This is a genomic window from Niastella caeni (genome assembly GCF_004834005.1).
Classification (GTDB): Bacteria; Bacteroidota; Bacteroidia; order Chitinophagales; family Chitinophagaceae; genus Niastella; species Niastella caeni.
Window position 1 is genome coordinate 81,201 of the sequence record NZ_STFF01000014.1, and the last position, 25,935, is coordinate 107,135.

17 protein-coding genes are annotated in these 25,935 nt (G+C 44.4%); 7 read left to right on the plus strand and 10 right to left on the minus strand.

What is annotated here, in order from left to right:
• Positions 1-49: 49 nt before the first annotated feature.
• Entirely contained in the window at positions 50-1,159 is a 1,110-nt protein-coding gene (locus tag FAM09_RS29115) for a D-TA family PLP-dependent enzyme (protein WP_136580693.1), read from the minus strand.
• Positions 1,160-1,209: 50 nt separating this feature from the next.
• Positions 1,210-2,526, minus strand: coding sequence for a gluconate:H+ symporter (locus tag FAM09_RS29120; protein WP_136580694.1), 1,317 nt, complete (start codon positions 2,524-2,526; stop codon positions 1,210-1,212).
• Between the two features lie 162 nt (positions 2,527-2,688).
• Between FAM09_RS29120 and FAM09_RS29125 the strand changes: the two genes are divergently transcribed.
• Positions 2,689-3,696 (plus strand): metal-dependent hydrolase, encoded by a 1,008-nt coding sequence (locus tag FAM09_RS29125; RefSeq protein WP_136580695.1) that lies wholly within the window; start codon positions 2,689-2,691, stop codon positions 3,694-3,696.
• A gap of 28 nt (positions 3,697-3,724) precedes the next feature.
• On the opposite strand, the gene FAM09_RS29130 is transcribed toward FAM09_RS29125, so the two are convergent.
• The 6 genes from FAM09_RS29130 to FAM09_RS29155 form a co-directional block, all read right to left on the minus strand.
• On the minus strand, positions 3,725-4,894 hold the full coding sequence (locus FAM09_RS29130) for a phospholipase D-like domain-containing protein (RefSeq protein WP_136580696.1): 1,170 nt from the start codon (positions 4,892-4,894) through the stop codon (positions 3,725-3,727).
• A gap of 61 nt (positions 4,895-4,955) precedes the next feature.
• Complete coding sequence (locus tag FAM09_RS29135; protein ID WP_136580697.1) at positions 4,956-6,185, minus strand: FecR family protein; 1,230 nt, start codon at positions 6,183-6,185, stop codon at positions 4,956-4,958.
• A 2,249-nt stretch (positions 6,186-8,434) separates the two neighbouring features.
• On the minus strand, positions 8,435-9,058 hold the full coding sequence (locus FAM09_RS29140; RefSeq protein WP_136580698.1) for an RNA polymerase sigma-70 factor: 624 nt from the start codon (positions 9,056-9,058) through the stop codon (positions 8,435-8,437).
• Positions 9,059-9,782: 724 nt separating this feature from the next.
• Positions 9,783-10,220 (minus strand): RES family NAD+ phosphorylase, encoded by a 438-nt coding sequence (locus tag FAM09_RS29145; RefSeq protein WP_136580699.1) that lies wholly within the window; start codon positions 10,218-10,220, stop codon positions 9,783-9,785.
• Between the two features lie 18 nt (positions 10,221-10,238).
• Positions 10,239-10,775 (minus strand): type II RES/Xre toxin-antitoxin system antitoxin, encoded by a 537-nt coding sequence (gene parS, locus FAM09_RS29150; protein WP_136580700.1) that lies wholly within the window; start codon positions 10,773-10,775, stop codon positions 10,239-10,241.
• A gap of 115 nt (positions 10,776-10,890) precedes the next feature.
• A complete protein-coding gene (locus FAM09_RS29155) occupies positions 10,891-12,018 on the minus strand; it encodes a GntR family transcriptional regulator (protein ID WP_243751803.1) in 1,128 nt (375 codons plus the stop codon).
• A 173-nt stretch (positions 12,019-12,191) separates the two neighbouring features.
• Between FAM09_RS29155 and rhaT the strand changes: the two genes are divergently transcribed.
• The 5 genes from rhaT to FAM09_RS29180 all read left to right on the plus strand — a co-directional run bounded on the left by rhaT (position 12,192) and on the right by FAM09_RS29180 (position 19,008).
• Positions 12,192-13,280 (plus strand): L-rhamnose/proton symporter RhaT, encoded by a 1,089-nt coding sequence (gene rhaT, locus FAM09_RS29160; protein ID WP_136580701.1) that lies wholly within the window; start codon positions 12,192-12,194, stop codon positions 13,278-13,280.
• A 94-nt stretch (positions 13,281-13,374) separates the two neighbouring features.
• Positions 13,375-15,498: a bifunctional aldolase/short-chain dehydrogenase gene (locus tag FAM09_RS29165; RefSeq protein ID WP_136580702.1), complete on the plus strand. Its 2,124-nt coding sequence runs from the start codon at positions 13,375-13,377 to the stop codon at positions 15,496-15,498.
• Between the two features lie 180 nt (positions 15,499-15,678).
• Complete coding sequence (gene rhaM, locus FAM09_RS29170) at positions 15,679-15,990, plus strand: L-rhamnose mutarotase (RefSeq protein WP_166437309.1); 312 nt, start codon at positions 15,679-15,681, stop codon at positions 15,988-15,990.
• A gap of 185 nt (positions 15,991-16,175) precedes the next feature.
• Positions 16,176-17,450, plus strand: a complete 1,275-nt coding sequence (locus FAM09_RS29175) for a TIM barrel protein (protein ID WP_136580703.1) — start codon at positions 16,176-16,178, stop codon at positions 17,448-17,450.
• Between the two features lie 148 nt (positions 17,451-17,598).
• Entirely contained in the window at positions 17,599-19,008 is a 1,410-nt protein-coding gene (locus FAM09_RS29180; RefSeq protein ID WP_208025677.1) for an FGGY-family carbohydrate kinase, read from the plus strand.
• A 74-nt stretch (positions 19,009-19,082) separates the two neighbouring features.
• Here the strand turns inward: FAM09_RS29180 and FAM09_RS29185 are convergent, their stop codons facing one another.
• Positions 19,083-21,041: a RagB/SusD family nutrient uptake outer membrane protein gene (locus FAM09_RS29185; protein ID WP_136580704.1), complete on the minus strand. Its 1,959-nt coding sequence runs from the start codon at positions 21,039-21,041 to the stop codon at positions 19,083-19,085.
• Between the two features lie 30 nt (positions 21,042-21,071).
• Positions 21,072-24,194, minus strand: a complete 3,123-nt coding sequence (locus tag FAM09_RS29190; RefSeq protein ID WP_243751804.1) for a SusC/RagA family TonB-linked outer membrane protein — start codon at positions 24,192-24,194, stop codon at positions 21,072-21,074.
• Positions 24,195-24,492: 298 nt separating this feature from the next.
• Between FAM09_RS29190 and FAM09_RS29195 the strand changes: the two genes are divergently transcribed.
• Positions 24,493-25,839 (plus strand): glycoside hydrolase family 88/105 protein, encoded by a 1,347-nt coding sequence (locus FAM09_RS29195; RefSeq protein WP_136580705.1) that lies wholly within the window; start codon positions 24,493-24,495, stop codon positions 25,837-25,839.
• Positions 25,840-25,935: the final 96 nt, after the last annotated feature.

Consider the following 25,935-nt stretch of genomic DNA (forward strand, 5'->3'; position numbering starts at 1 on the left):
CAGTCTGCGGGCTTGCGTATAGAGCAAACCACAAACAACAAACCGCAAACTACAAACTAATCGTTCTGTTCCTGGCCACAATCTTCCACTCGCCACTAACCTTTCCGTTTTCAACGGTATAAGCGCTGTCGTACAAGGCTACGGTGGGGCAAACATGATGCGGGATGCCGTACAACACATCGCCAGGTTGATAGCCATGGCCTTCGCCTGCATGCAATACAAGGTGCTCTTCACTTTGCGAAACAGGTTGCAGGTTCGGTGCATCGAGGAAGTAAACCCGTTTGCTGATATCGTTTTCTGCGGCTATTGACTTATGACCGAGGTCAACACAAATATGGGTAGAATTGGGTAATGAAATAACACGCGTTACCACCAATGCTGCCGGATGAAAGGGTTGCTCCGTGCATTGATCGAGATAGCTTTGGTCCCAGAAAACAAATGTACCCGGACTGCATTCCACCCCAGCGCGTTTGGCATGAACGGGAAAGCTGGGCGTTCCGCCGGCAATGATCTTTATATCTGAATAGCCTGTCGATTGCAATGTTTTTTGCATGGCTTCTACTTTGGCAAATGCTTCATTACTGGCAGTTCTGCGTTCTTCCAACGTGCCGCGGGTATGTCCATCGTAGGCATGCAACCCCATCATCGCTAAACCGCTTGCCTGCGCACAATATTTATATAAGGCAACAGCTTGCTCCCCGGGTGCAATGCCGGTTCGGTTCTGTCCAACATTCAGATCGATATAAACGGAAATGGTAGCACCTGCAGCTACAAACTCACGGGCAATAGCCTCGGCGCTGGTTGTATTGTCAATAAGACAGGCAAAATGAGTACTGGGATATTGTTGCGTCAACTGAACAAAGCGTTGTAGTTTGGGGCCGATAGGCTGATAAGCCAGTAACACATCGGATGCTCCACACATGGCCAGCATTTCTGCTTCTGCAATCGTAGCGCATTTGAATTTGTTGATGCCGGCAGCCAGCATTAGTTGCGTTACTTCTTTTGTTTTATGGGTTTTTGCATGTGGGCGCAGTCGCTGCGGATCATCGATCATGCGCTTGATCGTATAAATGTTTTCTTTTACCCGTTCAGGATATATGACCAGGGCCGGAGAATCCAGTTCATCGATGTTCTCAATGAGATACCATTTTTTTTGCATTAGAGTTTGTTTGGATGGCGACCAAAGGTAATAAATGTGCAGAACCGGCTTTAAATAAAGATATCCATGATCAAAACGCCGATAAGCCCCGCCACCGAAACGATCGTTTCCATCATCGACCAGGATCGAATGGTATCCTTTATACTGAGGTTGAAGTATTCTTTGTACATCCAGAATCCCGAATCGTTCACATGCGAAAACAACAAGCTGCCTGCGCCGATCGATAACACCATCAGGTTAGGATTGACATGCATTTGGGGAATGACCGGTCCAATGATACCAGCGGCTGTTAAGCCGGCTACAGTAGCTGAGCCAACACATATCCTGATCATGCCGGCTATTACCCAACCCAGGATCAGCGGATGTATCTGCCATCCTTTTATGCTTTCGGCAATCGTCATACTTACGCCACTGTCGGTAAATACCTGTTTCAAAACACCTGCCCCTGCCACTATCAATAAGATCAGGGCTACATCCTTAACAGCTTCTCCATAAATGTCCATGATCGCTTTCATAGACCTCCCAGTGTGAAGGCCTAAAGTATATGTGGCAATCAGCAGCGAAAGCAACATCACCATATTGGGATCGCTTATAAAAAGAACGAATTGTTGTGAAGTGCCTGACAAAGGAATAACAAGGGGAATGATTGTGGTGATGGTTATCAGCAAAACGGGCAGCAGGGCTGTTAAAAAACTATTTGCGGCATTGGGCAACTGGTCGGCAGCGAATTGTTTGGGTTGAAAAGTTTGTAAGGGGGTACTGCGAATATGCTTCAGCGTTTTTGAGAATAATGGTCCGGCAATAATGATGGAAGGAATGGCCAGGATAATGCCATATAACAGCGTTAGCCCCATATTGGCTTTTAACTGTGTTACCAGGGCAGTAGGCGAGGGATGCGGCGGTAAAAAGCCATGGGTTACCGATAAAGCGGCCAGCATGGGCAAGCCGATATATACCGCTGGCAATTTATATTGGTAAACTACCGAAAAGATCAGCGGCACCATTAACACAAAGCCCACATTGTAATAAAGTGGTATGCCAACCACAAAACCGGTTACCATTAAAGCCCATTGCAAATGTTTTTGACCAAATGTGCGCATGAGCACCTGGGTGATCTTTTGTGCAGCGCCGCTGTCGGCTACCAGTTTACCCAGCATGGCGCCCAGTCCGATGGTAATAACGAGCGAGCCAAGCATTTCCCCAATGCCTTTTTGTACGGTGGCCGGAATTTTATCCATCGGTATGCCCAGCAAAATAGCTGCTTTTATAGATACGATCAAAAATGCCAGAAAGGGATTGAGTTTTGCCCAGGATATAAGCAAGACCAACGCTATGATGCAAGACAGGACTATTAATAATGTACTCATGGTGAATGGACGATGGTTGTAATGGTACCGGTTAAACGAATTCCCCATTGAGGGGTTTTATTTTCCCCGTACTAATATACCTAAAAAGATGTAAAGGCTCCGCGAAATGAAAAATTAGGAATGAAGAACAGAGGAATCCCTGCCTTTTCTTAATTTGGTGTTATGGATTCGATTACGCATATAGTATTAGGCGCTTGTATTGGTGAGCTTTTTATTGGTAAAAAAGCCGGCCGGCGGGCCTTGTTGATGGGCGCGGTGGCGCAGAGTTTGCCCGATATTGATTTTGTTGCTTCTTTCTGGATGTCGCCTACCCGCGACCTGATCGCGCATCGCGGCATTACCCATTCCTTATTGTTCGTATTGCTCGTTACCCCTTTATTGGCCTGGCTGGCCGACCGGTGGCGACGGCCGCATAATATTACTTTTTCTACCTGGCTTTGGTTTTTTGCAGTGGAGTTATTGACGCATTTGACGTTAGACAGCTTCAATGCCTATGGTACCGGTTTGCTGGAACCCTTCTCGCGCCGCCGGTATGCCATGCATGCCATGTTCGTGGCCGATCCGTTGTTTACTATTGTGCCTACGATTGTTGCCATTGCCTTGTTGTTCATGAAATCGGACTACAAAAGAAGACGCTGGACGGTCTTTGCCATCGGCTGGTGCTTTTTCTATTTGGCCATCGATGTATTTAATAAAGCCATTGTGGAGGGCGCCGTAAAACGCGTAACCAAACAGCATAATATTGAATACCGCCGGTATTTTATTACACCAACACCGTTGAATAACCTGTTATGGTATGTGGTGCTGGAAGATGACAAGGGCTACCATATCGGTTACAGGTCGGTGTTCGATACTAAGTCAAATATTGATTTCGCCTATTTCAAACGCAACGATTCATTGTTGAATCCCGTAAAGGACCTTGAAGAATTAAAAGACCTGTTTATCTTCTCGCAGGGGTTTTATACTATTGAAAAGGAGGATAATGTCCTAGTGTTCAACGATCTTAGGTTTGGTCAGCGGGTAGGCTGGTATAAACCCAATGCTACATTTGTTTTTCATTACTATCTGCAACGGCCTTATGACAATAACCTGGTGGTGCAGCGGGGCCGTTTTGCCAATTGGGACAAAGCGGCGTTTCTTTCTATGCTTCATAGAATTAAGGGAGAGTGATCGATGGTGAATGGTGATACAAACTAAACTATCGTTGTTTAAAATAGAAAGTAAATAAATAAAATATAATACGTACGAGCCAGTAGGAGCAGTATTGAATGGCCCGTTGAAAGAGATTGTATTTTTTATTGTAGTCTTCCTCCGTTACCTGCACACAATCATTTGCCATAATGGATTCCAGTTGCTGCTGCACATGGGTGGCAAATTCCGCATCATTTACATCAATGTTCAGTTCCACACTGGCATAGGCGCTAATGTCATTTACATTATAGGAGCCAATGGTAACCCATTTATTATCCCGCGTGGCCAGTTTACCATGTAATATCGATTTGGAATATTCATAGAGTTTGATATTGCGTTTCAGTAACCAGCGGTACATATACCGTTCGGCATGTTTGGCCAATGGAACATCCGATTTTTCCGCTACAATAACGCTGATATCGATTTTACGTTTGGCAGCTCTCGATAAATGATGCCTGATAATAGTGCCGGGTAAAAAATAGCCCGACATGATGACCACCTTCGATGTGGCTTTTTTCAACATCTCAATATAACTCCGCGAGATCTGGTTCTTCCTTTTTACCCAATCGTTTCGCCGGATGCGAACGGGGCTGTTCCCGGTAGTGGGTATCTCAGGAAGTTCATGCCGCAGGCTTCTTTTTAAAGCTATCTGACCAGGGCGGGCCCACACATTGATACATATTTTATGCAATTCAGCCGCAATCGATCCTTCCATATATAAAGCCCAGTCAAGCCAGGCGGGGTTGTTGTCGGTATCATTGTACCGGTTGCTTATATTGATGCCGCCTATCAATCCATAATAACCGTCCACCACCAGTACTTTATGGTGCATGCGGCGGCCAAAATAAAAGTGTTCGCTTTTTAACAGGGGTTCGAAAAAGCGGAAATGTACACCGTTCGATTGCAGTTCTTTTATAAACGCGGGCGACAATTCTTTTGAAGCATAGCCATCGGTCAACAGGTACACTTTCACGCCTCGTTTGGCAGCTTCCATTAAAGCGGAAGCGACCATTCTTCCGGTTTCGTCATCTTCATAAATGTACACCTGCAGGTGTACAGTATGTTGCGCCTGATCGATCAGCCGGGTAAGAACAGTGAAATACTCCTTTCCACCCCTGACCAGTTTGACTTTATTTTGCTGAACGTATGAGGATTGTTTTTTTAAACCGCGCAACATAGCGCCAAGCTACAAAAATATTTCAAGCGGCGTAGAAGTGCAATGCAATAAGCTGGTATGATTATTTTTTACCTGGATGGATTGTTATGATCCGTTTGGAGATAGTGAAGGTAACACCTCCGGTGTATTCGAGCATTTGCAGCACTTTTGTTATGTCCGACTCCCGTTGAACTTCTCCACTGAAATGTAAAGAGGGAACTCCGGGTTCGTATACAACATCCATATCGTACCACCGGGCCAGTTCGTTCATGACCATTTTCAGCGAGGTATTGCGGAAAACGAACTCGCCGTTCTTCCAGGCTATTTCCTGTTTTACATCTGCCTCTTCAACGGTAACGGTGCTATCGGACGCAACGAGTTTTTTACCGGGCGTTAGCAGCTTGCTTTGGTTATTCCGGTTTACTTTTACCAGGCCTTCCACAACGGTTGTTTGTGAACGATTGTCTTCTTTGTAAGCAGAAATATTAAATGAAGTGCCTATTGCCTGCACTTCCATATTATCTACGTTTACAGTGAATGATTTTTTTACCCCTGTATTGGGCATGGTTGCAGTTGCTACTTCAAAGTAAGCCTCGCCGGTAAGAACTACCCGGCGGTCGTTGGTGGTAAAATGAACTGGGAACTGAAGGGTTGAAGCGGAGTTCAACCATACTTTGGAGCCATCTTCCAAAACTACCTGGTACTCGCCGCCGCGGGGAGTACGAAGGGTATTAAGTCCGGATGTGGTTTCAGCGGCGCCAGATAATTTATAAACGAGTTCACCATTTTGGTTTTTAAGAATAGCAACATTCCCTTGTTGGGCAATATTACCATCATTCATTTCATTGAGTACGACGTTTGACCCATCGGCCAGGATCAACACTGCTTTTTTTGTATCGGGTTGTGCGCCCGGAGATTTTTTTTGTGCAACAATAGCGGATCTGGGCTTAGGCTTTTCCGCAGTATTTGTATTTAATGCAAAATAAGTAATACCACCTGCCACCACCAATAGCACCGCGGCAACCATATATGGCCAGATCCTGAAGTATACCCGTGTGCGGGTTACTTCAGGGGAGAAGAGCTTTTGCGCTAACTTTTCATAAGCCTGGTTATGGTCATAGGTCTGCAATTCATTGAGGTCGTAGCCCAGTTTTTCTTCATCCATCAAATCTTCATATAATAAAAAGTTATCACCATCCTCCTGAAGCCAGGTATCCAGCTCCTGCCGTTGATCAACGGTCAGTTTATCCTGCATATCCCTGACAATGAGAGAGGCGATGTGTGACGCTTTTTCTATTTGATGTTCTTTCATAAGACTAAGTTTACTTCTTAAATATGGCAAGCTAAAGGTCCGGATTTCCTCCACAACAATTGCCGGCTGCTACAAATACGCCCACCAGAAATGGTGTTGCATATTGCTATTATTGTAAGAACAACAATTGTTGTGATTTGTACTAAAGGGTTTGGATAAATTTTTAATGAATTCACAGGTTTGCAAAATATTATTCAATAATTGGGTAGGAATGCTAATGGTATAGCTATAATACCTGGGGTTTACGTTAATATATTCGTAAAGTCCTGGTAGGTTGCAGGGATGGTTTTGCCGGCTTCCTGGTGTTTACTACTAATCGGTACGATGAATGCATGTAGCCGGTTTGAAATAGACACCCCTCTAATATTATAAAACAAATTATGTTTACGTTTGGCCTAAACAAAATTGAAAAAATGTAAAAGGATATGATTGTAATCAAGCAAAGTATAGATATTGTTAATATGAACAGGTTAGAATTGACCAGATTGGGGTATTTGGGGAGAGAAGAAAAAGCCGAAAGCTATCGGAGCGAGTAGCTGGTGGGGAGGGAAGAAAGTGGCGTAGGGAAAGCGAGTGGTAAGTGGCGAGTGGCTAGTAGGGTGAAGAAAGTTATTGAGTTAATGGGTTTGTAAGTTGGTTGAAAGGGGAGTAGCGAGTAGGGGGGAGGAAGAAAGTTAATGAGTTAGTGGGGTTCGTAAGTTGGGTGAAAGGGAAAGCGAGTGGTAAGTGGCGAGTGGCTAGTAGAGTGAAGAAAGTTATTGAGTTAATGGGTTTGTAAGTTGGGTGAAAGGGAAAGCGAGTGGTAAGTGGCGAGTGGCTAGTAGAGTGAAGAAAGTTATTGAGTTAGTGGGGTTCGTAAGTTGGTTGAAAGGGAAAGTGAGTAGGAAGTTGCGAGTGGCGAGTAGGGGGAGGAAGAAAGTTATTGAGTTAATGGGTTTGTAAGTTGGGTGAAAGGGAAAGTGAGTAGGAAGTAGCGAGTGGCGAGTAGGGGGGATGAAAGTTTTTGAGTTAGTGGGTTTGTAAGTTGGTTGAAAGGGAAAGTGAGTAGGAAGTAGCGAGTGGCGAGTAGGGTGAAGAAAGTTATTGAGTTAATGGGTTTGTAAGTTGGGTGAAAGGGGGAGTAGGGGAGGAAGAGGGTCCTTTATTTTGTGAGTCTATAAGTGAGTGAAAGTTGAAGAGCTGATAGTAAGTAGAGGGTGGCGAGCAAGAAGGGAAAGCAATAGACAAATAGAAGTAACTATTGCCCGATCGCTGGTAACTGGTAACTGGTAAAAAAAGAAAAGCCGGGTAAGACTACCCGGCCGTGGGGGATTCCTGCGCCTCTTCTGTACCAGGAAGAGGGATAATTGATGCACATGAGGAATGCGAATGAGAAAAAAACTACCTAAAGTTTAGGATATAATAATGTATTGAAACCATACCAGGCAATTACTGCCTATACGGATAGACGTAACTAAACAATAAAAAGCTAATCAGAAATCCTTTGGAAATTTTTACTACTAATGAGGAGCCTGCAGATACTTGTTGTTCTTAAATACACATATATGTTTTGCGTATTTAAAGGATGGAGGTTTAATACTTGCCTAAGAAGGCGGGTAATAAGGGTAATAAATTTATAGAGATGTTCTTAGTTTTTAAAAAAAAGGGAGAGTAGAAACACTCCCTTGTAGTGACCCAACCAAACAGTCACATGAGATTCCCGCTCGACGCTCCGTCCTTCTCGTCTGGCTGAAAGAACGAAAAGTGCGGATGTATAACATCGGGCGGACAAAAAAGGCCTTTTGTAAAGGCTAACTGTTCATTTATTGTTCAGGGTTAATTTAGAAGCAATTCACACCAGCATACACATACCCGATACGTTATACTACCAGGTTGGTACCTCCCAACTTCTTTTAACCCCTAGCACTTGTAAACAATCATTTCACCATAAACAGCTATTTTACTTCTTATTTACTGTTACACGGGCTTCATCTGAATTCGTACAACAGTTGCTGTATGATCTTAAATATTATTTAATAAAATTGCCAAAGTGTTTTAAATGGCTATACTTTAATAGCAATACTCATTAAATCTATTTAAGTGTAAAGAGCTTTTTATATCCCGCACGGCCGAATAAGTAATTATCAGTTTAGTATTAAAACAACTTTTCGTGCCTTTATTACTATTCCAAATGAAAAAAAATTTAATAAATTTCTATAAATGGGTATTTACACCTATTTGTGGGTTGCAATTTTGCTGAAAACTGATGTTTAGGCAGGTAATTGCAGGTTTTGGCAGTTGTCGGAGGTGGCCCTTAAGATGGTACATAGTATGAGGAAAGTCATTAAATCGCGGTCGCGAAGCTTTATTTTTAATAATTGTATGGCCCTTGCCTTTTGATTTTTAACGGTATGCACCGATATCTGCAGCAGATCTGCTATTTCCTGGTTTTTTAATCCTTCCAGGTATCCCAGCTTTAATACTTTACCGCATTGTTCGGGCAGGTTATCAATTTCTTTCATTATTTCCTTCAACACTTCGGCCCTTATCATTTCATTCAAAACAAATTCTTCTTTTTCGCCCGTTATATAAGCCAGTTGCTTTTTACTCAGTGAATCGCGTTTGGCTTGCTTTAAATGATTGAGGCAGGCATTGCGTACGGTGATGTACATAAATGCCTTTATGTTCTGCAGGCTTTCAAAGTCGGTTCGCTTATGCCATAATTTTATAAAAGATTCACCAACAATATCTTCTGCGGCGGCTCTGTCGGTCAGCAGCCGATCGGCAAATAAACATAAAGGATTATAGAACTGCTTTAACAGCGATTGTAAAGCATCGGGATCTCCTTGCTGGAAAGATTCAATGATTTCATTGCTCAACGGAAGTGAACGCATTAGGACGATTGTTTTTTGCTAACCTAGATAATAAAAGTTCGATTAATTTACAATGAGTTACGGTAAATAATAAACGCATTACGGATATGGCATGCTTATTCTTTGTTTCTGGTTATCAGGTTGCAATTCCATGGGGATTCCGGGTAAAAATTCGATAAAATAAGATAAGGTGTAAGTTGAGATGCAGTTATTGCCGGAGAATATGGCAAAACTACCGAAAGCGATTTATGCGTCTAATGTACTGAATAAATTGAAAGCAAACACAACAAGTATAGATTAAGGTGAAAAAACAGCTATAAGCTTCAAGCCGTAAGCTGCAAGCGAATACACGCTGCAAGCCTCACGCGAATACAAATATGGCTGCAAGCTGCAGCTCCGAAAGCTAAAAGCAAATACAAATAAAACTAACAGCCATCAGGCAAAAACAATATTGCCTAACAAATTAAACGCCTTTGTTTTGCTCGTGGTGTATAGATATTTATTTTTTCTGGCAAAAATCGTGCAGAGGTAACGTGGAGATCTTCTTCGGTTTAGTCCTTGTGCTTTGTGCTTTCTTTGGCTTTAGCGTGAAGCGTGCGGCGTTCAGCGTGTAGCATATCTTCCGGCTTTGCTTTCAGTCTTGAGCTTTCAGCATTAGGCTTTGGCGTGCAGCGTGTAGCGTGCGGCTTGAGCGTATCTTCCGGCTTTGCTTTCAGCTTACAGCTTTTAGCTTGCAGCCTTCTCCCTACAGCTTACAACTAACTACGTCTATAATTTTTACTGCACTAATTAGTGGGTGTAAAGTGTTCAACACAAAATTGAATTCCTGGTTGATCATTACTGAAGGGACTTTTAGTAACAGGCATTCCTGATTCAATAATAATTCGGAACCCATATCCCGGCTTTTATTATTATGCGGTCGTTGAAACCAGTCGGCTGGTAATTCATCGATGGTGAGTTGCCGCATGGAATGTTCGGGTACATCAATGGTAGTAAATGAAAGGGCAGGTGGCAGGGTTTCTATGGTTGAATGAGACACATATTCCAATAACGACAAAGCCCGGCTTTCTGCCAGGTAAATACAAGGGGTGCCCTCATGGTTCCATCGACCACCATTCAATTTGGCGCCCATTCCTGTTAGGTCATGGGCATGTTTTGTCTTTCCAATCCGGTAAAGCCGCATAATACAAAAGCCGTTATATTAATTTACACCGTATTCAATACGGCCTAATTCTTTTTTTACTTCTTCAATACCGTATAAAGTATCCAGCAGCTCCAATGGCGCTTTATTGCCCAGGGCAATGCTTGGTTTTTTTAGCCAGGTGTTAAAAAGGTCCTTGCTTTCAAACACATCCTGACCATAGCAAATGAGTTCCGCTAAAAGCATTATGCGTTCGCTGGTAGGCAGGTCGAATTTATCATCGCCTTTCTTTTTAATAAGCGTAGTGCGGGAAACAGATAACAGGTTACTTAAGGTGTGGTAATCGAGATCGGTTTCCGATTTAATGGCTTCCAGTTGCTTTTTGGTGATGCCATTTCGAACGATGCCGATCTTATACTGAGAAGTTAATGACTCAAAGTTGAATGGCCCGTTTTGGGCTTGCCTTTCCCGGGTAGTAAAAACCGGTGAAGGCACTGAGAGGGTACTTGTTTCCGTATGTTCATCCGGTAATGGTTGGCCGGAATTTTTACCAATAAGGAGAGGGGTATTTGCGTGGGGGTTTTTGTTGCCTGCCATAAGGTTAATGGTTTTAACCAAAGCTAGGTAACTTTTTTCCCTTTATGAATTTATAATGAAGCTTCCCGCTATTTTTTGATTTAAAGCAATTTATTTGATGTCCTTAGTCTGTTCGTTATAGTGATAACCTTTGTGTAAGGTAGAAGGGGATTTCAATATGCTCGGTAGATTGCTCCAGTATAAGCTGTGCTGTTTTTTCTCCCATCATCTGAAAATCAGTTGAAATGGTGGTGATGCCATTCAGGATGATCTTCTTGAGCGGTGTTTCGTTATACGATATCACGCCAACATGCTTGCCTACCTTTAATTTAGTGGCCAGTATTTTTTCAATCAATATCACCAGGTCGTTTTCCATGAGGTTGATAAATACTTCGCCTTCCTTGATAGGTTCATTGGCAATGTCGTGCACTACCTTATAATTAAATGCATACTGCTGGCAGAAGCGGTAAAAACCCTTTAATATCTCAACAGGGTGATACGTGTATTCGGGGAAGATGATCTTTATGGTATGGTATTTACTCAGCGGTTCCAGCGATTGTTCCAGTGCTTCATAAATATCTTTTTCAAAATTTTCATACACCGCACCGTATTTGCCTTCCACGCCCGGTACCAGCTTATCCATCAGGATAAGCTTTTCTTTTGGCAGGGTATTGATGATCTCCACGGCGTTTTCGCCTCCGTCGAGGAAATGCGGGATGATCACATAATGACTGTAGTCGTTTTTCTTATTATGAATAAGCCGTTTGAAAAAAGCAAAGTCGTTATTATATATATAGAAGTCGATGGAAGCCATTTCGCCCAGGGAGGCAACAAAGGCATCGTATATAATTTTCTTGTGCGGGCTCAGTTTATTAAAAAGCAGGAAGATCTTCAGGTGTTGCCCAACTTCTGTATTCTTTACAAAGTAACCTTTACCGGGCACCGAACCCAGGATGCCGATCTTTTTCAGGTGTTTATACCCTTTTTCCGCAGTATCACGGGAGATCTCAAATTCAAAACTCAGCTCATTGATCGAAGGCAGCAGTTCGTCTTTCTGGATCTTACCCTCGCCGATAGCCTTGATAATGGAATTGGCAAGCTGCAGGTACTTGGGGGTGGCAGAGTAATAATCGATAAATAAGTGCTGAAATATGGAATCTTTCTTCATTGTGCAATTACTAAATGGCGCTATGGCTTGGATGGTTCGATGGCCTGATTGTTTGATGGTTATTCCTTCAATTTTCAGGTCGTTGATTTTTGGCAAGCTGCCGGAAATTCGAAAACACAACCCTTGAGCAATCAAACAATCAAACCATCAAAATTAGGCGGTTTTCATGAAAAAAGACCATGATGGTGCATGACGGGCTAATAATCGGTATCTTATACTTTCACCTTTTTAATCCGGCATAGGCTGGCCATATTGAAAAAACGCTACAAATGAATGCTATTCTTGGAGTTATATTCCATTTTTTAGGAGGTTTCGCGTCTGGAAGTTTTTATATACCGTACAAAAAAGTTAAAGGTTGGGCCTGGGAAAGTTACTGGATTGTGGGAGGGCTTTTTTCGTGGTTAATAGTGCCACCGTTAGCAGCCTGGCTTACCATCCCTAACTTTTCAGAAATTATCAGTAAGGCTGGTGGTGCAGTGATAGGGTATACGTTCTTGTTTGGGATCCTGTGGGGAATTGGTGGTTTAACGTATGGCCTTGGGGTTCGTTACCTGGGGGTTTCATTGGGCAGCAGCATTATCCTGGGCCTTTGCATGGTGTTCGGTTCCCTTATCCCTTCCATATATTATGATATTTTCCCTGCTGAAGGTAAAGATACTTTTAGTGCATTGGTCGGTAATAGCTGGGGCCAGACCGTTTTACTTGGATTGGCTGTATGTATTATAGGTATTATCATTTGTGGAAAAGCCGGAACCCGTAAAGAAAAAGAGTTGTCGAAAGGCGGTACCGATCCACATGGCATAGCGGCAAAAACGGAATACAAATTCGGGTTGGGCTTACTGGTATCCATCATTTCCGGCGTATTGAGCGCCTGTTTCAATTTTGGGTTAGAAGCCGGTAAACCCATGGCCGATGTAGCCAATACATTATGGAAGGCTGGCCATGCCGGTGAGGGCGAATTCCTGTATCAGAACAACGTGACATATGTGGTGGTGTTATGGGGCGGATTGACCACCAACTTTATATGGTGTATGATCCTGAACGCCCGTAATAAAACTTTTGGCGATTATGCCAATAAGAAAACACCGCTGCTAAGCAATTATGTGTTTGCGGCACTGGCCGGTACAACATGGTTCCTGCAATTCTTTTTTTATGGCATGGGAGAAAGCAAACTGGGCAATGGCCCCAGCAGTTGGATCCTGCACATGGCCTTCATCATTTTAACAGCCAATGCGTGGGGATTGATCTTGAAAGAATGGGCTGGCGTAAGCAAAAAAACTAAAACAACGGTTATTACAGGCATTATTACCATCATCTTATCTGTATTACTGGTTGGATATGGTAATTCGCTGAAGTGATAACGGAGGTGTGCCACCACGGTTATCCTGGCCGTAACAAACGAACCGTGACACGCCTAAGAAAACATTTAAACGAATAAATAAAGATCAGACTATGTCAGCAACAAGTGCAGTAAAGTTTAAGCATGTAAGCTATTTGTGGGACGATGCCAAAGCGGCTTCCCTGAAAGGTGATGAAGTAGCATTGTTAATTTACCGGAGTAATTTGCTGGGCGCCGATCTGCGTCTTACAAATTACGGTGGTGGCAACACATCTTGCAAAGCCATCGCCAAAGACCCCCTGACCGGAAAAGAAACCGAAGTAATGTGGATCAAAGGATCGGGGGGCGACCTGGGCACTATGAAGAAGAGCGGCCTTGCTGCCTTATATGTTGATCGTTTACGCAGCCTGAAAAATGTTTATCGTGGTATTGATCATGAAGATGAAATGGTAGAACTGTTTAACCATTGCATTTTTGACCTGGCGTCAAAAGCGCCCTCTATCGATACCCCGCTGCATGGGTTCCTTCCATTTAAACACATCGATCACCTGCATCCTGATGCAGCCATCGCTATTGCTGCTGCTAAAGACGGTAAAAAAATAACACAGGAATTATTCAATGGTACTATAGGCTGGGTTGAATGGCAACGTCCTGGTTTCGACCTTGGGTTGAAACTGGCTAAATGCCTGGAAGAAAACCCCGGCATCCGTGGCATTATGCTCGGTTCGCATGGTTTGTTCACCTGGGGCGATACGGCGTATGAAAGCTACATCAACACCCTGGAGGTAATTGAACGTTGTGCAGAATTCATTGAAGAAAAAGTAAGCAAACAGAAAGCTGTTTTCGGTGGCGCTAAAGTTACTTCGCTGCCTAAGGAACAACGTACAGCACAAGCAGCCGCGCTGGCGCCTGTGTTGCGCGGTTTCTGTTCGAGCTACCAGAAAATGGTTGGCCATTTTACCGACGATGAAAGAGTATTGAATTTTATCAATTCTAAAGATCTCGACAGGCTGGCGCCCATGGGTACAAGCTGTCCCGATCACTTCCTGCGTACCAAGATCAGTCCGCTGGTGTTGAGCCTGACACCTGGCGAAGACCTGAGCGACGTAAGCAAAATAAAAGAGAAACTGACGCCGCAATTCGAAGCATACCGCGCTATGTATGCCGACTACTACAATACCTGCAAACATCCTGACAGTCCGGCTATGCGCGACCGCAACCCGGTGGTGATCCTGTACCCGGGTGTAGGTATGTTCACTTTCTCAAAAGATAAGCAAACTGCCCGTGTGGCCGCAGAATTCTACATCAACGCCATTAACGTAATGCGTGGCGCAGAAGCCATTTCTTCTTATACTTCATTGCCCCGTCAGGAGGCTTTTAATATCGAATACTGGTTACTGGAAGAAGCCAAGCTGCAACGTATGCCCAAACCCAAAGCATTATCGGGCCGCATTGCGCTGGTTACGGGTAGTGCCGGTGGTATAGGCAAAGCTATAGCCAAAAAATTCGCCGACGAAGGCGCTTGTGTTATCATCAACGACAACGATGCTGCCCGCCTCGAAGGTGCTAAAGAAGATTTCAATAAATCATACGGTAAAGACGTATTTGCCGCTGTTGTACTGGATGTTACCAGTGCAAAAGATATTAAGAATGCAACCGATGCTGCGGCGCTCGCTTTTGGCGGATTGGATATTGTGGTGAACTGCGCCGGTCTGTCAATTTCAAAACCCATAGAAGAGCATACCGAAAAAGACTGGGACCTGTTGTACGATGTATTGGTGAAAGGCCAGTTCTTTGTTACGCAGGCTGGGGTAGAAGTGATGCGCAAACAGGCTATAGGTGGCGATGTGATCAACATCGTGAGCAAGAATGCTTTGATGAGCGGTCCGAACAATGCCGGATACGGTTCTGCCAAAGCTGCCCAGTTGCACCTGAGCCGCCTGAATGCAGCCGAATTAGGAAAAGACAACATTAGGGTGAACGTAGTGAACCCCGATGCGGTTATCAGTGACAGTAAAATATGGGAAGGTGCATGGGCTGAAGGCAGAGCCAAGGCCTATGGCGTTAAAATAGAAGAATTACCTGCTTACTATGCCAAACGTACCTTGCTCAATGAAATTATCTTACCCGAAGATATTGCTAATGCCTGCTTCGCCGTTACAGGAGGTTTGTTGAATAAATCGACGGGGAATGTAATTAACGTTGATGGCGGTGTTGCTACAGCGTTTGTACGATAAATTACAGTTTGTGGTTTATGGTTTGTTGTTGCTCCGCGCTTTGAGATGATCGATTAAATTCGGTCTCTCGCAATTCGAATGTTTGAATGGTGTAAGATTGCCATTGTTCGAGGAGCCGCACCTGAAATAACCACAAACCACAAACTACAAACCACAAACTACAAACCAGAAACAATTACCATGCGTGTTGCATTCAAAATGAAGTTATTCCCGGGAAACGAAGCTGAGTACAAAAAACGCCACGATGCTTTATGGCCCGAACTGGAACAGTTACTGCATGCAACCGGCATCAGCGAATATTCCATCTTTTTAGATGAAACCACCAACAGTCTGTTTGGCGTTTTGAAAATTCAGGACCCGGCCGCATTGGATAATTTACCAGCTCACCCCGTTATGCAAAAATGGTGGGCGTATATGAAAGATATTATGGAAAGCAATGCTGATAATTCACCTGTTTCTACTCCACTTAAGGAAGTTTTTTATTTGCCTTAGCCATTGGTGCATGTAGCAACAGATTTTGGGATTTCGGGATTTGGGGATTTTGAGATTTGTCGCGAGGTTTAATTCAAAAGAGATCTCAAAATCACTAAATCTCAAAATCAGAAATACCCAGTAAGTATCTTTGTTGCTCAAATGTTTCAGGTCATTAACAATCATCTCTAAAAAAACGATTGCATATGCAGATCGAAAAATATAAAATAGACGAACTTAACAATAGCCTCCTCAAAGAACATAAACGCCGGTTCGATTTTGCCGCAGAAGGTGTTACCGGTTTAGATAGCATTCTCAAGAAATTAGTCGACTTTCAAATAGCCATTCCCAGTTGGGCATTAGGCACAGGGGGAACCCGCTTCGGTCGTTTTTCAGGTGGCGGCGAACCGCGCACGCTCGAAGAGAAGATCGAAGACGTAGGCCTGCTGCACTCGCTCAACAAGAGCGGCGGCGCAATTTCCCTGCACATTCCCTGGGATATTCCAAAAGACGCCAAAGCAATTAAAGCGCTGGCAGCCCAACACGGCTTGCGTTTTGATGCCGTTAATTCCAACACGTTCCAGGACCAGCCCGATCAAAAGCTGAGCTATAAATTCGGTTCCCTGCAACACGTTGATAAAGCAACCCGCAAGCAAGCCATCGAACATAACATAGAAGTAATTAAACAGGGGGTAGAACTGGGCTCAGATTCTATCACGGTTTGGTTATCGGATGGTTCCTGCTTCCCTGGTCAGTTGAATTTCCGCAAAGCATTTCAACGTACGCTGGAAAGCCTGCAGGAAATTTATGCCGCATTACCCGGGAACTGGAAGATGTTTGTAGAGTACAAAGCGTTTGAACCTAATTTTTACTCAATGACGGTGGGCGACTGGGGGCAATCCCTGCTGTATGCCAGCAAACTGGGGCCCAAAGCGTATACGCTGGTCGACCTTGGCCATCACCTGCCCAATGCCAACATTGAGCAAATTGTAGCCCTGTTGCTGAGCGAAGGAAAGCTCGGTGGATTCCACTTCAACGATTCCAAATACGGCGACGACGATTTAACGGTAGGCAGCATTAACCCTTACCAGTTGTTCCTCATATTTAATGAGCTGGTGGAAGGTATGGATGCCCGTGGCATGCAACATGCTACCGACCTCGGCTGGATGATCGACGCATCGCACAACGTAAAAGATCCGCTTGAGGACCTTTTACAATCAGTAGAAGCCATCAAGATCGCTTATGCACAGGCGTTGCTGGTTGATACAAAAGCATTGCAAGCCGCCCAGGATGCCAGTGATGTGGCAAAAGCACAGGAAATTCTGCAACAGGCATATCGTACTGATGTACGTCCATTAGTAGCAGAAGCCCGTTTGCGTGCCGGAGGCGCTTTGCAGCCATTGCAATTGTACCGTCAGTTGAAAGTAAGGGAGAACCTTATTAAAGAGAGAGGACAGAAGACAGTAGCTACAGGATTATAATTTTAAGTGGTTTGATTGTTTAATTGTTTGATGGTTAGGTTCCCGGAATTCGGGCAGCTTACACAGGATCGGCGATCTGAATTTTCAGCAAAGAGCCATCGAACAATCTAACCCTCAAGCCATCTTTTTTGAATTTCGACTTTCACGAATGAACAAAATCCCCGTCATAGCAATATTTGATATTGGCAAAACCAATAAGAAGTTATTTCTGTTTGATGAACAGTATAACATTGTGCTGGAGAAAAGTGAACAGTTTGCTGAAGTTACCGATGAAGATGGAGATGCCTGCGAAGATCTGGCAGCCCTCACCAAATGGGTATATGCATGCTTGCAGGAGGTATTTAATGAGAAGAAATACCTGGTACGCGCACTTAACTTCAGTACCTATGGCGCCAGTTTTGTACATATTGATAAAGAAGGAAAGGCAGTAGCTCCTTTATACAATTACCTGAAACAGTTTCCTGCCGACCTGCAGGAAGGCTTCTACAAAAAATATGGCGGTGAGATCTCCTTTTCCATCCATACCGCTTCACCGGTGTTGGGTAACCTGAATTCAGGCATGCAGTTATACCGCCTGAAGTATGTTAAACCCGAACTGTTCGATCGTATTCATTATTCCCTCCATTTACCGCAATACATGAGCTACCTGGTAACAGGCCGCGCGTATTCAGATATTACCAGCATTGGCTGTCATACCGGCTTATGGAACTTTCCGCAGAACCATTACCACGAATGGATCTATCGCGAAGCCATCAATGAAAAGCTGGCGAACATTTTTCCGTCAGATCAATTGATGCCCTCGCAATGGCAGGGACAGGCCTTGCTGACGGGCGTAGGCTTGCACGACAGCTCTGCCGCATTGATCCCATACCTGTTTCACTTTTCTGAACCTTTTGTGCTGTTATCAACCGGTACCTGGTGCATTAGCCTGAACCCGTTCAATCAAACCAGGTTGACGTATGAAGAATTGCAGCAGGATTGCCTTTGTTATATGGAATACCGTGGCAAACCGATAAAAGCATCGCGCCTGTTTGCCGGGTATGAACATGAACAACAAACGAAGCGGCTGGCTGCTCATTTCAATGTAGCCCCCGATTATTATAAAACGGTGGCGTTTAACGCCGACCTGTTACCCGGATTGGTCAACACAGCCGAAACTACAGCCGACAGCAAAGCCGGTAAAACCGCCATGGTGCAGGAATCGGCATTTGGCGCACGCAACCTCAACAGCTTTGCCACTTACGAAGCCGCGTACCACCAGTTTATGGCCGACCTTATGACGCAGCAGGTAGCTTCCCTGAACCTTGTGCTGCATAACAGTCCGGTTAAAAAAATATTCGTCGACGGTGGGTTTAGTAAAAATCCGCTGTACATGAACCTGCTGGCAAATGCATTCCCCACGCATGAAGTATACGCCGCCTCTATGGCGCAGGCATCGGCGATGGGCGCCGCTTTGGCGGTTCATTCATCCTGGAACAAAATTTCTCCCTCTTCTGATTTGATTGAATTGAAGGCATATAGTGAGAAGGCAACGAGGCAACAAGGCATAAATGCTTAGAGTAGGCAAAAAGAATCCCGGCGGTACCGCCGGGATTCTTTTTGCTGATATATGAAAATCTGGAATTTTTACAATCAATAGCCTGCGTTTTGCTGCGATTGTTTTTCATCTGGGGTCAAAGGCTTGCCATTTGAATGTATTCCATCGAGGTAAGTTTGTGGAATAGGTCTTAGTAAATGGTAATCCTTGATGTTAGGTGCAGCCTGCGAGTTAAATGCTTTTACTCTTTGTACCAGTGTTTTTGTTCTTGAAAGGTCTTCCCAGCGCTTATACTCACCGCAAAGCTCACGTGAACGTTCATTCAATACAAGCGCCAGCATTCTGTCATATGTGCCACTTATCCCTAACGTGGAGATCACATATTCATCACCGGCCGGCAATGCGTTAATGTCTGTAATAACCAGGCTGGCCGAGGCGGCCGTGGTTACTGGAATATTGTTCGATTCATAATAGGAATTCTCGGCCATGAAAGAGTTGATCGTTGGGCTTTGACCTGAAGTGGAGGCACCCAGCGCGCCACCGCCATCATAATATCCGGCCCGGTCTTCTCCGCTTACAAACTGGGCTCTTGCACGAACTGTATTAATATAAGGCAATGCATCGGTATAAGCGCCGGTGCCTGCTTTTGCAAGCCTGATCTTTGCTTCGGCAGCAATTAAATAAGTTTCTGCACTGCGGGCGAGGTTCAGGTCACGCAATCCCCGGGTTTCATTAAAACCTATTCTTGAACCATCCATATGTTTGCTGCACGAAGGAAACCGCACGTCTGCCTCCATGGCGCCGTTTGTTGTTCTGCCTGCAGGGAAAGCAATATAGGCGTTCGGAATTGTTTTGCCTGTTTTAGAATATACAACAACGTCATTCAGTTTAAAACTGGCGAAGCGATTATCCCCGGGTTGATTGATAATGTAGATGATCCCCAGATCGCCGTTGACATAATAATTGCCTGCAGACTTGTTCAACCTGCTTTTTGTTCTAAAGCTTTTCCAGAACCGGGAGTCGTTTACCTGGTCATATACTCTATACAAATAATAATTGGTGCGCAAACGGCTGAATGGTCTGTCGCCTGTAACATCACGTTGCATTTGGGGTATATCGTCATAACGCGATGCCCAATATAGGTGTTGCTGGTTTGTGCCGTTGGTAGAAACATCTGCAGTGAATTGCGCCGAAAGGATCAGTTCTGGCAGCCTTTCGTTGGCGCCATCGGGGCCGGTATATTTCCACAGGTCGGCAAAATTAGCCGTCAACGGATGCCGGGAAATAACTTCATCACACAAAGGTACGATGGCAGCAAGGTCGGCTGCTTTAGTAGATGAATTCCATGAATCATTGATCTCACTGGCGCGGAAAAGATAAGCTTTTGCCAGATAGTGTGCTACCGCATCTTTTGTGATCTTTGCAGGTGCATTGGAATTTGGCAACAGATTATAAGCCTGTTTAAAATCATCGATGATCTGTTTGTAAATTTCTTCAGGCGAGGCCCTTGTAAATTCCTTTTCAACAGTTGTGCTGGGTACGGTCTTCAGTGGTACGGCGCCATACTGCGAAACCAGTCGCAGGTAACAGTATGCCCTAAGAAAATATCCTTCTCCCAAAGCCACTTTTTTTATGGCATCTGATCCGGAAGCACTGGCTGTTGCATTCTGAATAAGCAGATTTGCATCGCCTATGCCAATATACAGGTTATCCCACTGTGCGTTGGCGAACTGGGTATTTCCGTTATTTATGGTAACAATAGACCTAAAGCCACCATCATAGTTATTCCATACGCCATTCGACCCATCGCCACCTACCATAAACTCATCAACACCGTAGGTTTGGGTACAATATGCCCACTCAGCGCTAAAAGGCAGATTGAATACCTGGTAATAAGTACCTGTGGCCAATTGCAGAATACCGGCATCGGTTTTATAAAACTCCATACCTCTTGCCGTAGTAAGTTCCTCTTTCAGAAAGTCTTTTTTGCAGGATGACATAAAGATCAAACCCGAAAAAAGAGATATATTAATTATCAGCTTTACTTTTTTCATTTTCTTGATTTTTAATGGTAAGCGTTGAGGTTAAAATGATGCGTTCAATCCAAAGGTGATACCCCTGTTGAAAGTAGCGCCATTAAAAGCAGGAGTAACTGTAACTACATCCATATCGAGCTGGTCGATCTTCGAAAACAACATGCCCGGGTTAGCGATCTGTACATACGCTTTCAAATTCGACAGGCCTGTTTTTTTCAACGCATTGCCGGTTAAACTGTATCCCAAGGAGATATTACGGATCTTAATAAACGAAGCATCTTTATAGCCCAACACCACAGAGTAGGGATCACCAGTTGCTTCAGTATGTATGGGCTTCTGGTAGTCAGCATTCATATTGTTCTCATTATAATAATTGATCTTCCGCTGTGTGCCACGCGCAGTTTGGGCTTCGCCGCCCGTGTTATACAGGTATTTCAAACGGCCGTATAGAAAAATGGAAAATTCAAATGATTTATATGAAACCGTATTGGTCATTCCAACTATCCATCTGGGTCTTGTATTGCCAATGATCACCCGGTCATTATTGGGGTCTATCTTTTTGTCGTCATTGATATCAACTGGTCTGGCGCTTCCTGCGGTGAAAGTACTTCCATTTGCGTTAAACTGCCTGTAAGCAGCTGAATCTGCAAGATGCCAGATACCGGCACCCTGGAAATTGTAGATCACTTCAATAGGCTGACCTATGAACCAGTTATTAACAATGTCATCCTGCTTTCCGTTCGACAATGAAACGATCTTGTCTCTTTGGTAAGAGATATTGGTAGTTGTTATCCAGTTAAAATTTTTTGTTCTGAAATTAACAGTTGTTAAACTCAGGTCGATCCCTTTATTGGCAGTTTCGCCAACGTTTGCAAATGTTGTTGTATAACCGGTAACAGTAGGGATAGACATTTGCATTAACAGGTCTTTTGTGCTTGATTTATATACATCCAAACTACCGGTGATCCTTCTGTTCAGCACGGAAAAGTCGATACCTACATTATATTGAGTCGTTTTTTCCCAGCCTAACGACTGGTTGGCCAACGTTAGTGAAGGAATGGCGCCGGGCGTTATTGTTGATGTGTATGGGTAAAAGAGAGAGGTAAGAGGCCCCTGTGTGGCATATGGATTGATTGCCGAGTTACCGGTAACGCCCACCCCAAATCTTAACTTGAGGTCATTTACCCAGGTTGTATTTTGCATGAAATTCTCTTCGTTCATTTTCCAGGCAACAGCCATAGAAGGGAACCAGGAATATTTATGTCCTTCGGCGAGTTGGGAGGCGCCATCACGCCGGGCAGATACTGTAAGCACATATTTGTCGTTAAAAGTATAGTTTATACGGGCCATAAAAGACTGCAACTGGCTCTCAGTAAGATTCGACGAGTAAGCGGTGAGGTTACTAGCCGGAATATAGCTTTTTGACAATGCATTCCACCGCTGGCTTCCAAACGCGATACCGTTTGCAGCGATAAGACTACTGTCTGTTTTAAATTTAGTCTGGCTCCCCAGTAACGTGAGCCCGAAATCATGTTTGCCGATGGTTTTATTATAATATATCAAATGATCGAGGGTATAGGAGAATGTTTGCGCCTTTGCCAGCGAAGCAGAATTTGAACCACTACTGATAACAGAATTAGCGTCTATATACGTTCCATCGCGATAGGTAGAAAAGTCTGGCCCGAAATTCACCCTGTATTTCAAACCCTTCAGAGCAGAATGAATGGAGCCAAAATCAAGCTGGCCATAAAAGCTACCGAAAGCGCGAAGGGTTGTTCTTTGGTCCTGGTTCATTGTCCACTCTTCAGCCACATTCTTAAAGGCGATATCCCCGCCCGGGTTAATGATCCTTACCCCGTTGGAATCATATGGCACCGCATAAGGGAACAGCGCCCTCGCGGATTCAAAGATGCTTTGCGACGACTGTACCGTTGTGGCGCCTGTTCTTGATTGGCCGTATTCCTGTACACTGTAGGCAACTGTAATGTTAGTACCGAACGAAAACCATTTGGTAGCATTTACGTCAACATTTACGTTTGCATTATATCTTCTAAAGCTTTGTCCCTTTTGGGTGCCAGTATTGTCCAGGTATCCGAATGACCCATATGCTTTTGCTTTTTCACTTCCGCCACTAACGCTCAAGGTCAGGTTCTTTGTAATACCCGTTTGGCTTACCATCCCGAACCAGTCGGTTGTTTGCACCTGGGATCCATCCCATTTTCCCGAAGCCCAGCCCCTGGCAATATTTGCCCAGGCCGAAGGGTCGCTGGTGGCAAGGAAAATGGTCCTGTCGAAATTAATATTGGGTTGATCGCCACGGGGATTTACAGCCGGGTTCTTGTAATAATAGGCCCAGCGGCGAAAGGTGATATATTCTTCGGCATTGAACATTTCCATTCTGTTCACAATCTTCTCTGCAGTAGTAGCCAGGTTCAAATTCAATGATGTTTTACCGGCCTTGCCCTGTTTGGTAGTAACGATCACCACCCCATTGGCGCCACGCGAACCATAAATGGCCGTGGCAGAGGCGTCTTTCAGCACATCGATCGACTCTATATCATTAGGATTTAAGTATTCGATGCCGCCGGTCATCAACGGAATTCCATCTACAACATACAATGGCGAATTGGAGGCTGTTAAAGAACGTACCCCCCTTACATTAACGGTTGCCATGGTGCCAGGACGTTCACTGGAGGTAATATCAACACCGGCAACCTTTCCCTGCATCGCCTGCAGGGCATCATTTACAGGTCGCGACTTGATGTCTTTTTCATTGATGCCCGCAACGGCGCCTGTTACGTCCCGCTTTTTTACGGCGCCATAACCAATAACCACTACCTGGTCCATGGTGTTGTCAGAAGCGCTCAAAGTTACATTTACCTGGGCTTTGTTCTCTATTGGCACTTCTTTGGCAGTGAATCCAACAGAACTAAATACAAGTACTGAACTTCCTGACGGAGCATTAATGGAGAATGTTCCCGCCCCATCTGTTACGGTGGCGATTTTGGAACCCTTAACCTGTACCGTTACACCTTGTAACGGAGTACCTGCATTGTCAGTTATTTTACCGGTTACTGGAAAATTGCTTTGTGCAAAGGAGAAGATGGCAAAAATGTTAAGTAGCGAAATGAGAAGGACATTTCGCCTGATAGCGATAGAATTTTTCATCATGGCAGCATGAATATTTAATTAGTCAGCGTAATTTATCTTATCCAGCCCCTAAAATCATCCTGCGCCATCCTGTTTGAATAAACGCTGTTCAGGATAGAACAGGATTGTGATGATAGAGTGGGCTTTTATTTTTAATGTTTCCGTTGCAGGTTCCAGGTTTCAAGTTTCAGGGGGCATAAACTTGATTTTGAGTTTTTGGAATAAACCCCTGTAACCTGTATCTTGTAACCTGTAACATATTGTTTATAACGTGATATTATTCACCATTCACCATTGACCATTCACGATAAGCAACCATATGAACAAAATAACAAGCTCACTTCTCGTATCAGTGTTTATAGCTACGACGACTTTCTCCCAGGGCAAACCCGGCACCGACGTTACCGCACCATTACATGCCTTACAACCCGATTATCCCGTGCCATATAATGCAATGAGTGAAGGCGACATCAAAAAAGTGCTGGATAAAGTATATACGTATCTCGATGCTGTTACCCCGGCGCACATGATCAACCGGCAAAACGGACAGGAAGTGACCGATGCTTCTCAATTTGATACAACGTATGGTATAAAACCCGGCGATTTCCGGCTTACTGCTTACGAGTGGGGCGTTACTTACAGCGGGATGTTACTGGCGGCTGAAACCAGCGGCGACAGCCGGTACAGCGAATACGTAAAACAACGCTTGTCGTTTATCGCCAAATGGGTACCTGCTATAAAAAAGAAAGTGGCCGATGGTTCCTTAAAAGGCAATTATGTATTTCGTCAACCCATTGAACCGCATGCGCTGGATGATGCCGGCGCCGTATGCGCAGCAATGATCAAAGCTACGCGCAGCGGTTTGAATACAGAGCTTCGCCCGCTTATTGATAATTTCATCAACTACATAAGCACGAAAGAATTTCGTTTGCCCGATGGTACGCTGGCGCGCAACCGGCCGCAGAAAAATACCATCTGGTTAGATGATCTGTATATGAGCGTGCCCGCGCTGGCGCAAATGGGAAAGCTCACAGGTAAAACAGTGTATTATGATGATGCAGTAAAACAGATCCGCCAGTTTACCCAGCGCATGTTCGATAAAGAAAAGGGATTGTACATGCATGGCTGGGTACAGGATATGAACCCGCATCCGATGTTTTACTGGGGGCGCGCCAATGGCTGGGCTATTATGGCCATGGTAGAATTGCTGGATGTACTGCCGGAGAATCATCCCGGCCGTTCATTTGTATTACAGCAATTACAGGCGCATGCAAAAGGATTGGCGGCGCATCAATCGGGTTCAGGCTTCTGGCACCAGTTGCTGAACCGCACCGATTCGTACCTGGAAACATCGGCCACCGCTATTTATGCATACTGCATTGCACATGCCTGCAACAAGGGTTGGCTCGATGCAAAGGCATATGCGCCTATGGCAATGCTGGCCTGGAATGCAGTGACTACGAAAGTAAATGCAACCGGACAGGTAGAAGGAGTTTGTGTGGGAACAGGCATGGCGTTCGATCCGGCGTTTTATTATCATCGCCCGGTGAATGTGTATGCTGCGCATGGCTATGGACCGGTGTTGCTTGCGGGAGCGGAGATGATAAGACTCGTTAAGAATAATCCATTCAAGATTAACGACAGTTCACTGCAGTATTATAAGTAATTAGTTCGTAAGTTATTGAGTTATTAAGTTCATAAGTTCTTTGGTTCATTACTTACTAACTCATTAACTAAATAACTCAATAACTAAGAAACGGTT

What these genes read in the sequence shown, in the direction of transcription:
- FAM09_RS29175 (WP_136580703.1), top strand. Translation starts at nt 16,176, where the DNA reads ATGCAGATCGAAAAATATAAAATAGACGAACTTAACAATAGCCTCCTC.
- FAM09_RS29190 (WP_243751804.1), bottom strand. Translation starts at nt 24,194, where the DNA reads ATGATGAAAAATTCTATCGCTATCAGGCGAAATGTCCTTCTCATTTCG.
- FAM09_RS29125 (WP_136580695.1), top strand. Translation starts at nt 2,689, where the DNA reads ATGGATTCGATTACGCATATAGTATTAGGCGCTTGTATTGGTGAGCTT.
- FAM09_RS29130 (WP_136580696.1), bottom strand. Translation starts at nt 4,894, where the DNA reads ATGTTGCGCGGTTTAAAAAAACAATCCTCATACGTTCAGCAAAATAAA.
- FAM09_RS29115 (WP_136580693.1), bottom strand. Translation starts at nt 1,159, where the DNA reads ATGCAAAAAAAATGGTATCTCATTGAGAACATCGATGAACTGGATTCT.
- parS (WP_136580700.1), bottom strand. Translation starts at nt 10,775, where the DNA reads ATGGCAGGCAACAAAAACCCCCACGCAAATACCCCTCTCCTTATTGGT.
- FAM09_RS29180 (WP_208025677.1), top strand. Translation starts at nt 17,599, where the DNA reads ATGAACAAAATCCCCGTCATAGCAATATTTGATATTGGCAAAACCAAT.
- FAM09_RS29185 (WP_136580704.1), bottom strand. Translation starts at nt 21,041, where the DNA reads ATGAAAAAAGTAAAGCTGATAATTAATATATCTCTTTTTTCGGGTTTG.
- FAM09_RS29195 (WP_136580705.1), top strand. Translation starts at nt 24,493, where the DNA reads ATGAACAAAATAACAAGCTCACTTCTCGTATCAGTGTTTATAGCTACG.
- FAM09_RS29120 (WP_136580694.1), bottom strand. Translation starts at nt 2,526, where the DNA reads ATGAGTACATTATTAATAGTCCTGTCTTGCATCATAGCGTTGGTCTTG.
- FAM09_RS29145 (WP_136580699.1), bottom strand. Translation starts at nt 10,220, where the DNA reads ATGCGGCTTTACCGGATTGGAAAGACAAAACATGCCCATGACCTAACA.
- FAM09_RS29140 (WP_136580698.1), bottom strand. Translation starts at nt 9,058, where the DNA reads ATGCGTTCACTTCCGTTGAGCAATGAAATCATTGAATCTTTCCAGCAA.
- rhaM (WP_166437309.1), top strand. Translation starts at nt 15,679, where the DNA reads ATGCGTGTTGCATTCAAAATGAAGTTATTCCCGGGAAACGAAGCTGAG.
- FAM09_RS29165 (WP_136580702.1), top strand. Translation starts at nt 13,375, where the DNA reads ATGTCAGCAACAAGTGCAGTAAAGTTTAAGCATGTAAGCTATTTGTGG.
- FAM09_RS29135 (WP_136580697.1), bottom strand. Translation starts at nt 6,185, where the DNA reads ATGAAAGAACATCAAATAGAAAAAGCGTCACACATCGCCTCTCTCATT.
- rhaT (WP_136580701.1), top strand. Translation starts at nt 12,192, where the DNA reads ATGAATGCTATTCTTGGAGTTATATTCCATTTTTTAGGAGGTTTCGCG.